Raw genomic sequence first — 9,114 nt, forward strand, 5'->3', positions numbered from 1 at the left:
CCCAAAAATAAACACAGCACTGTACTAAATACATTATAAATTATGAATCCTAATTTAGGAATAAACATCGCCGGATACATCAACGGCGAATTTGGCATAGGAGAAGGAGTAAGAGCCAACATCAGAGCCGCAGAAGCCGCCGGAATTCCCTTGGCTATCAACAATTTTACCCGCAGTCCCCACCGTAAAAAAGACACCACATATCAAAACTTTAGCCCAGACAATCCCCATCCGGTAAATCTAATTCAAGTCAACGCTGATGAAGTTAAAACTTTCATCAAAGATAGAGGTTCCAGCTATTTTGAGAATAAATACAATATCGGCTTTTGGGCCTGGGAACTTCCCGGATTTCCTCCCCAATGGCAGCCAGCATTTAATCACTTTCACGAAATCTGGACTTACAGCAATTCTTGTGCAGAAGCAATTTCTCAAGTTTCGCCAATTCCAGTCATCAAAATCATGCCCAGTATTTTTTTACCTGCACCTTCCCTCAGCAGGGAAGAACTACATTTACCTAAAGATAAATTTATTTTTCTGTTTGTCTTCGACTTTTGCAGCCGCATCGAACGCAAAAATCCTTTGGCAGTCATCCAAGCATTTAAAACAGCTTTTGGTGAAGATGACCGCGTATTATTGCTGATCAAATCTTCCAACTCCGACAAAAATCTCAAAGATTTAGAATTGTTGAATCTTGCCATAGATGATTCTGCAAATATCAGACATCAAGACGGGTATTTATCCAAAGATGAAATCAACGGTTTGCTTTACAGTTGCGATTGTTACGTGTCGCTGCACCGCTGCGAAGGATTCGGCTTGACAATGGCTGAAGCGATGTTTTACGGCAAGCCTGTAATTGCCACCGGTTATTCATCAAATACAGAATTTATGAATGTCGGTAATAGCTTTTTAGTGAAGTATAAGTTAGTCCCAATCGAGGAAGATTGCGGGCCTTATAAAAAAGGCAATGTTTGGGCCGAACCGGATGTCGGACACGCTGCTGATTTAATGGGCTATGTTTTTAATAATTACCAAGAATCTCAAAAAATTGGAGTGGTAGCTGCTGCGGAAATTCAGACTTTACTCAACCCGCAAGTTACAGGGAGTAAAATTAGAAAACGTCTCGAATATATTGCCGAGATTACCGATAATTTTCAAAATTTGCCTCTGTCACGAATGGTCAAAGCAGAGCCTGCAAAAATTTGGGCCCAATTCAATCAAAATTCCTTGTCATTGCGAGGAACGAAGCAATCTCATCCCCAAGCTGAATTCCCAGAGTCAAACCAACAAACTCAATCAAAAAACGAACTGCGAAGCTGGCAGCCTTTGGTGAGTATTTGCATTCCGACGTACAACGGAGAGGCATTTATTGAGGAAACAATCAAAAGCGCGATCGCCCAAACTTACCGCAACATAGAACTAATTGTATCCGACGACGGCTCCACAGACCGCACAATTGCGATCGCCCAATCCTTCCAATCGCAAACATCCGCCGACTTCCGCATCATCCTGCACCGCAACTACGGCTTATCGCAAAACTGGAACTTCTGCATCCAGCAAGCCAAAGGTGAATACATCAAATTTCTGTTTCAAGACGACTTGCTGGCACCAGAATGTATCGCCAAAATGGTCGCCACCGCCCAACAAAACCCAGACATAGGCATGGTTTTCTCCCCGCGCGGCATCACCATCGCTGAAGATGAATCTCACCCAATTTTGCGGAAAGCTTCCCAATCAATCAAAGATTTGCACAAAAGTTGGTCGAATTTAAAATCTATTCAGCCCGGAAAAGACTTGCTAGCAGATGCTAACTGCTTGAACAACCCCATCAACAAAATTGGCGAACCGAGTACCGTATTAATTGCCGCCCGAGTTTTTGGCGAAATAGGATTGTTTGATTCAGGATTATCTCAGTATGTAGACTTAGATATGTGGTGGCGGATCATGGGAAACTATCACGTCGGGTTTGTAGACGAAAAACTTTCGTCACTGCGGATTCATCCCGAACAACAAACCTGGAAAAACTTCGCTGCTGGGGAAAATCATAAAGATGTCGTCAGATTTTACAAGAAACTCCTAAATAGTCCTGATTACAGTTTCCTAAATCAACAAATTAAACAGACAATCCGGCAAAAGTTGGTATCTAGAACCCAGCCTAATATATCTGACTTGTCAGCACTGGTTGAAAAATACAAAAAATTGCCATCAAACCAGTCTATTCTGGCAAAAATGCGCCAATACCGCCAACAGCTAGCTGAGTATTGGCTGAATTTGACCGCCGAAACATTAGAAACTGCTTACTCGCAAGCAGCAGGGAAAGCTCATAAATTGCTCCTAGATAGCAGCCTCAAATATGAAAGTTTAACGGAGTCGGAACAAAGTTTTGTCCAGCAGTTATCTTCTAAACTTGCTGAAGCAGGGGAAGTTGCTGATAAGATTCAATATTCTCTGGCAGCGATGCTGTACTGCGATGCTTATCAGTTGCCGCTAGAGTATAAAAATGCAGCAATTCCCCAGTGGTTTTTTGACGATTTTTTGAATTTCCTATTTCAGTCTCCGGCTTGCTTTCAACAAACGGGAGAGGTTGAAAGATATTCTCAATATTTCCAGCAGCTAATCGAGTACGTGTCTGCTAATATCGCCAGTTTTCCAGATTCGGAAGTTTGGCGTTATTTGGCGGCTTTTGTGGCACAAAGTGTTAGCTTCAAAGCTTTGTATTTAAGTGACAAAAATCTGGTCAATGTCTTGAGCCAGCGAGCTGATATTCTGGAATTTCACTTCAAAAATATTGGCTCTAAAATAGACTGGAATTTTGCTGATAGATCACCTCGACGAACTAAAGTTAGAGTCGGCTTTTTGCTCTACAAAATTAGTGCTGAATTTGAGACTTTTGCTGCTCTTTCAGGTTTTGAATATTTAGACAGAGACAAATTTGAAGTTATCGTGTATCATTTCCAGGTACAAGATGAGCAACTGGGGAAATATTGCGAAAGTTGCGCCGACAAGCTAGTCCAACTTTCGGAAGATTTGCCGCAGCAAGTGCAGGAAATTCGATCGCACGATTTAGATATTCTGCTAATTAGCACCAATATCGCCGACACTTCCGGGCCCAGCGCGCTGCTGTGCTTGCACCGACTGGCGCGGGTGCAAATTGCTACCGCTGCATCCACTCCCGCCACTACCGCAGCCCGCAATATCGATTGTTTGATTGTCGGAGATTTGACTTTGCCGGCAGATGCACCAGAGTATCGCGAAAAATTAATTACTTTAGAAGGGTCGGGAGTTTGTTTCAGCTATCCTGTAGAGTTAGCCCCTGCCACCGTTGAACCGACTCGCAGCAGTTGGGGAGCCACCGATGAATCTGTAGTGTTCATGTCCTGTGCTCGGGCTCGGACAATTATCCCAGAATTGCGAGAAACTTGGGCAAAAATTATTGCGGGTGTACCGAATTCTATTTTAGTTTTGTATCCCTTTCGATCGCGCACCGAAAACTATCCGACGGTGCCTTTTTACCACCAAATTCGATCGACTTTCGGGGAATTTGGAATTGACAAAAAGCGGGTAGTTGTGATACGAGCGCTATCAAATCGTGCAGATTGCATAAAATGTCTGGAATTGGCTGATATATATTTAGACTCCTATCCATACAGCGATGCCGGCCCCTTTGCTGAACCGCTGTTGGCCGGGTTGCCTGTAGTGGCAAGAAAAGGGCAAAAAACTCGATCGGGACAATTTGCAGCAGTCCTCGAAGAACTACAACTTCCGGAACTGGTAGCACATAGCGAGAACTCTTATATAGAACTGAGTACAGCACTGGGAACAAACCCAGAACTGCGCCGGCGCTATCGGGATCGAATCCAGCAAACAATGGCGGCAAATCCCAAAATTCTCGACAGTCGCGCTTACTCCCATCAAATAGGCAAACTATTTGAAAGGAACCCCGTCTGGATGCAAAGCGTCAAGAAATAGACAGCTATAGCGCTAGGTTTCTTAACGCTCTGCTATCATCGGGAGATTGAGGGGTTAGTGGTTGTCGCTCTTTTCCTGCCACAGCTAAATTAAAAGGGGAAGCGCAAGTCAGTTGGAGATTAAAAAATGACAGGACTTTTTCAAATAGGCGATAAATTACTGCAAGCTCAGGATATGCCATCGCTCCTGAAGCGTTACCAGTTGATGCCCCAATTCTTGCGGGGTGTAATCATCGACCAAGCGATCGCATCCTTTAGTTGCAGCGACGAAGAACGCAAATCCGCCGTCGAGAACTTTCTGGTACAGCACCAACTGACAGCCCCCGACGCCAGAGAAGCTTGGCTGCGGAGTCAAAATATGACAGAAGAAGAACTTCAAGAGATGGCCGTCAGGCCCTTGCTGATCGAAAAATTTAAGCAAGAGACTTGGAGACCTAAAGTAGATAATTATTTTTTAACCCGCAAAGCCAGTCTAGACCACGTAGTCTATTCCCTGGTACGCACCAAAAATCCAGCACTGGCAAACGAACTTTACTTCCGCATCCTCGAAGGGGAACAAACCTTTGCTGAAGTAGCTCGCGACTTCTCCGAAGGCCCCGAATCCAAGTCTGGCGGCCTGTTGGGTCCAGTACCCCTCAGTCAGCCTCACCCGGCAATCAGTAAACTTTTATCAGTCAGCCAGCCAAATCAACTCTGGACGCCGCGTCCTCTGGCAGAATGGATGGTAATTATTCGACTAGAAAAGTTCATGCCGGCCCAGCTCGACGAATCGATGCGGCTGCACCTGATTAACGAACTCTTTGAAAGCTGGCTCGCCGAACAAATATCGCAAATAGGCCCGCTACAGCCGCTCTCTTCCGTCTCTTCAATATCTTGACATCCTCCCCCCGCCTGAAGGCGTGGGGATTCCCAAACCTCACGATTTGAGTTTCTGCTTCAATGCAACTGCCTCTACCCACAAGGAGTTTTATGGTCTTATGTTCGCTCCCCAGACTAACCCCGCTAGTCCAGCGGTTTTTATGTGTCGAAAACCCAAAAGGAATTCTGATTGACTGTTTTGATTCTAGGGATGTTTACCATTGCCCCGTCCTCTTTTCCCGGTCTACCGATTTTTCTGCCCCGTTGCGATTGTTCGCAAACTTTGGTGTTAGGGTTTATGTCTCCATCGTCGCGGGTGGGTCGTTGACCACTAAAATTGTATCAAATATAGAGCAGTTGTACAAGGACGGGGTTTCCACGCACATTTTCCGATGACCGAAACTAATTTGGCGATCGGCCCCCGGATTTATCCTTGGAGACTTTAAAAACCTTGGCATCGTCACAAAAACACTCTGGATTGATGTGTGGATTCAATTCTTCAATCAAAAATCGAAAATTGGATGACTTATGCCCGCTACAGCCCCTCTCATCCGCGTCTGTAATTGAACGGTAAAGGCTGTAGGCTCAATTCTTCAATCAAAAATCAAAAATCAAAAATCGAAAATTGGATGACTTCTTCCGCTGTTTCCCTCACCCAAATTCAGGATTTCTTAGCTCAAACACCTCCCTTTGACCGACTGTCAGAGACGGATCTAACGGCCTTGGTGGCTAAATGCCAGCTCCTTGGCTACCGGACGGGGCAACCCCTGTTTGAACGCGAAAAAATGCCGACTCAGGTGGCAATTATCTATCAAGGTCAGGCCCGGCTGCTGGGCTTTGACCAACGATCGCAGCGCCACGTCAGTTTGCGGTTGGTGCAGTCAAAGGAAATTCTCGGCTGGGCTGGCTTGCTCAGAGGAGTTCCCTGCGAAACTGCGATCGCCTCTACAGATGTAATCGCGATCGTCCTACCTGCTGAAGATTTCCTGAGTGTACTGGAAAAACAGCCGACATTTGGAGAAGCTTTTCACGCTCACTCTTCCTTGAGCGAAGTGTTTGAACTGTTGAGCCTGGAATTGCAGCGCCAAGCCGACGGCACTTCGGATCTCAAGGAACTAACTCGGCAAGCTTGGGAAGACGCAACAGTTGTCAACGTCCCAAAGGGTAACAAAAAAACTCAAGACCTCGCTAACGAACTAGATGCCGATCGAATTTGGCTAGTCAGCAGCGGCGTCTTGGGCGAGTTTCCCACCGGCAGCCGTTTCTCTGCTGAAAATGCAGCCAAATCCTTAAAAGTAGAAGGCAGCGCCGGTGCCCGCTTGGTAGGCTTCCGGCAACCCTCAGCATCACCATCAGAGCTAGAAGATCCCTTAACTGGCGAGACAGACACAGGAACAGGAGGCTTAGGGAAAAAGCGAGGCATCATTTTTGATGATGTACCCATCGCCCCACCTCGTCCCCCAGAACCCAAAATCGACGCACCAAAGGATGCGGGGAAATATCCAGTTTTCCGCGCCAAAGGGCAAATAGATGCCCCGCTAGCTTGCTTCCAAATGTTGAGCAAGTATTTTGGTATCAAATTTCGTCGGGATATCATCCGCAAAGTTCTAGAAAATCAGTTAAAAACCGCTGGTGTTATCAATCTGCAAGCTTGTGGGGCGATCGCCCAAAGCATCGGCCTGACCCCTCAATTGGCGCAAGTGCCAGCAGATGCGATCAACCGGATCAAAGCTCCGGTCATGATTAAATTCCTAGATAGCTTTGCCATTGTTTACAGCATCACCGAGCAAGAATTGGTACTAGCCAGCCCAGAAAAGGGGCTGATGCGGATGCGGGTACCTCAGTTTAGAGAAGACTGGGGAGAACAGGGAGAAGTCCTGCTGCTGCAAGAGCCGCAAGTCGAACAAAAAGAGCAGTTCAGCTTCTGGTGGTTTGTGCCGGCGCTGATGGAACACAAAACAGTATTTATTGAGGTATTGCTCGCCTCGTTTTTTGTGCAACTATTTGGTCTTGCCAACCCTTTAATCAGCCAAGTAATTATTGATAAAGTATTAGGTCAGCGCAGCATCGACACCTTGGATATTTTGGGTGCGTTTCTGTTAGGTGTTGCCCTATTTGAAGGACTCCTCAACGGTTTGCGTACCTTCTTATTTGTAGATACTTCCAACCGCATTGATGTCAAATTGAGTGCGGAGGTAATCGACCACTTGCTCCGGCTGCCCCAGAGTTATTTTGACAACCGGCGCGTCGGAGATCTGGTCTACAAATTCAGCATGATGGGCCAGATTCGGGAATTCATGACAGGTACCGCTCTGACAGTGGTTCTCGATGCAGTATTTTCGGTGGTTTACGTCGCCGTGATGCTCTCCTACAGTGTGAAACTAACCTTCGTATCTTTGGCAGTTGTCCCGGTACTAGCGCTGATGATTGTTCTGATCAATCCGCTGGTGCTGCGCCTGATCAAACAAAGAAATATGCGTTTTGCTGACTCTCAATCCTATCTAGTGGAAGTAGTCAGCGGAATTCAAACTGTTAAGGCTCAAAATATTGAATTGAAATCCCGCTGGGAGTGGTCTAGCCGTTACGCAAAATATATTACAGCCAGTTTTAAAACAATTCTGACCGGGACTACGGCAGGTACGATTAGTGGTTTTTTAAACCAAGTGGGTAACTTGGCTCAGTTGTGGGTGGGAGCTTATTTGGTACTGAGCAATGACATTACTTTGGGTCAGTTGATTGCTTTCCGAATTATTTCCGGTAACGTGACTGGTTCGCTCCTCAGGTTTGTGAGCGTGTGGCAGAGTTTCCAAGAGGTCTCGATGTCGATCGATATGCTCAAGGATATCATCGACAAACCCACGGAAACCAGCGAGGAAGACCGGAGCAATATCCCGCTGCCGGCAATTCAAGGGCAGGTTACCTATGAAGAGGTTTCCTTCCGATTCCTAGAGAGCGGCGCGCTGCAATTGGCGAATGTGAACTTGGAATTTCCCCAGGGCAGTTTTGTGGGAATTGTGGGGGGAAGCGGTTCCGGTAAGAGTACGGCGATGAAGCTGTTGCAGCGTCTTTATGCCCCGCTTTCGGGCCGGATTTTTATTGACGGCTATGACATTGCCAAGGTGGAATTATATTCGCTCCGCAGTCAGCTTGGCGTGGTACTGCAAGATACTTTGCTGTTTAACTGTACTGTCCAAGAAAATATTGCTCTGAGCAATCCCGATGCGAGTACGGATGAGATTGTACGAGCTGCGAAATTAGCTGTAGCTCACGATTTTATCATGGGCTTGCCCGCTGGTTACAATACGGTGGTGGGAGAACGTGGTGCGTCGCTTTCTGGGGGTCAACGGCAGCGTTTGGCGATCGCCCGGACGATTTTGCAAAACCCGAAACTGCTGATTTTGGACGAAGCTACAAGCGCCTTGGACTACCATTCCGAACGCCAAGTTTGCAACAACTTAGCAGAATCTTTCGCCGGCCGCACGGTGTTTTTCATTACTCACCGCCTGACTACAATCCAAAACGCCGACATAATAATTATGATGGATCAAGGTTCTGTAGTCGAGCGCGGAACTCATAAAGAATTAATGGCTCTGAAAGGGCGTTACTACTGCCTATTCCAACAACAAGAGTCATCGAACACATAATCATGGGGAATGGGGAATAGGTAATAGGTAATAGGTAATAGGTAATGGGTAATAGGTAATAGAGGGTTGGGATATGAGTAGACCGGATTTTGAAGATTTGGATGTTTACAAGTTGGCTGAAAAACTAGCAAATCAGGTTTGGTTTATTGTCAAAGAGTGGGACTTTTTTACGAAAGATACTATGGGGAAACAACTTGTACGTGCAGCCGATAGTGTTTGTGCTAATATTGCAGAAGGACGGGGCAGGTATAATTATCAAGACAATCGGCGTTTTGTGAAGATTGCCAGAGGCTCTTTGTATGAAACAATCAGTTTGTTGAGACTGGCATATGCTAGAAAATTGTTGGGAATAGAACAGGTAAATAAATTCCAACCAATAATTGATGACTTGTCGCCAAAGCTAAATGCTTATCTAAACTCAATAGGTGGTAAGCAAGAAAAAATGATTGATAAAATATCTGATATCGATCGTAAATAAAAAAAACTCCCAATTCCCATTACCAATTCCCATTACCAATTCCCAATTCCCAATTCCCAATTCCCAATTACCAATTACCAATTCCCAATTCCCAATTCCCAATTCCCAATTCCCAATTCCCAATTCCCAATTCCCAATTCCCAATTCCCAATTCCCAATTCCCAATTCC

The 9,114-nt window shown here is 45.8% G+C and carries 4 protein-coding genes; all 4 read left to right on the forward strand.

All coding sequences use genetic code 11. The features are described from left to right. The first annotated feature begins 42 nt into the window (after window positions 1-42). The 4 genes from JGK36_RS19020 (at window position 43) to JGK36_RS19035 (ending at window position 8,945) form a co-directional block, all read left to right on the forward strand. Window positions 43-3,966: a glycosyltransferase gene (locus JGK36_RS19020; RefSeq protein WP_293197813.1), complete on the forward strand. Its 3,924-nt coding sequence runs from the start codon at window positions 43-45 to the stop codon at window positions 3,964-3,966. 126 nt (window positions 3,967-4,092) lie between these two features. Next, window positions 4,093-4,842 (forward strand): peptidylprolyl isomerase, encoded by a 750-nt coding sequence (locus tag JGK36_RS19025; RefSeq protein ID WP_293183871.1) that lies wholly within the window; start codon window positions 4,093-4,095, stop codon window positions 4,840-4,842. A gap of 610 nt (window positions 4,843-5,452) precedes the next feature. Further along, window positions 5,453-8,467, forward strand: coding sequence for a peptidase domain-containing ABC transporter (locus JGK36_RS19030; RefSeq protein WP_293197812.1), 3,015 nt, complete (start codon window positions 5,453-5,455; stop codon window positions 8,465-8,467). A 73-nt stretch (window positions 8,468-8,540) separates the two neighbouring features. Further along, complete coding sequence (locus JGK36_RS19035; protein ID WP_293183875.1) at window positions 8,541-8,945, forward strand: four helix bundle protein; 405 nt, start codon at window positions 8,541-8,543, stop codon at window positions 8,943-8,945. Window positions 8,946-9,114: the final 169 nt, after the last annotated feature.

This window comes from Microcoleus sp. PH2017_35_SFW_U_B (assembly GCF_020737865.1).
In the GTDB taxonomy this organism is placed as follows: domain Bacteria; phylum Cyanobacteriota; class Cyanobacteriia; order Cyanobacteriales; family Microcoleaceae; genus Microcoleus.

What these genes read in the sequence shown, in the direction of transcription:
- JGK36_RS19025 (WP_293183871.1), top strand. Translation starts at nt 4,093, where the DNA reads ATGACAGGACTTTTTCAAATAGGCGATAAATTACTGCAAGCTCAGGAT.
- JGK36_RS19035 (WP_293183875.1), top strand. Translation starts at nt 8,541, where the DNA reads ATGAGTAGACCGGATTTTGAAGATTTGGATGTTTACAAGTTGGCTGAA.
- JGK36_RS19030 (WP_293197812.1), top strand. Translation starts at nt 5,453, where the DNA reads ATGACTTCTTCCGCTGTTTCCCTCACCCAAATTCAGGATTTCTTAGCT.
- JGK36_RS19020 (WP_293197813.1), top strand. Translation starts at nt 43, where the DNA reads ATGAATCCTAATTTAGGAATAAACATCGCCGGATACATCAACGGCGAA.